This is a genomic window from Mesorhizobium sp. M4B.F.Ca.ET.214.01.1.1, assembly GCF_004791545.1.
Taxonomy (GTDB): domain Bacteria; phylum Pseudomonadota; class Alphaproteobacteria; order Rhizobiales; family Rhizobiaceae; genus Mesorhizobium; species Mesorhizobium abyssinicae.
The window spans coordinates 1-352 of record NZ_SRUX01000148.1 but is presented as its reverse complement, the minus strand read 5'-3'; the positions used below and the strand labels follow the sequence as shown (position 1 = coordinate 352).

Below are 352 nucleotides of genomic sequence, written 5' to 3'. Positions count from 1 at the left end.
ATCGGCCTGAAGCCGCCGTCAGGCCTTCGGCAAAAGCGGAATAGGTCGGCCCGTAGTCGGTGAACGACCAGGAAAACGCCGCGCTGTAGAAGGATTTGACGCTGTCCAGAGTTCCGCCGGTGGCCGGCAGTTCCAGATAGTCGAGTTTTCCGTTGAGTTTCATCACGCTACTCCACTCTGTTCTTGATATGTTCTATATCGCGCGGCCGATACCGGCAAGTCTTTTTGACGCAGCTTTTGCTTAATCGATTGTAGTGGCGGCGCTTGCTTTGCCAACGCCTTGCCTTTCGCACTGCAGCATCATATCGCTCGGATCGGAAGGGCGGGGAACCGGGCCTTGGCCCGGGTGTTG

General features: G+C 57.1%; 1 pseudogene. It reads right to left on the bottom strand.

The features are described 5' to 3' along the window. Nucleotides 1-163 (bottom strand): annotated as a pseudogene (locus EN857_RS36030) (VOC family protein); the annotation flags it as partial. Nucleotides 164-352 lie beyond the last annotated feature (189 nt).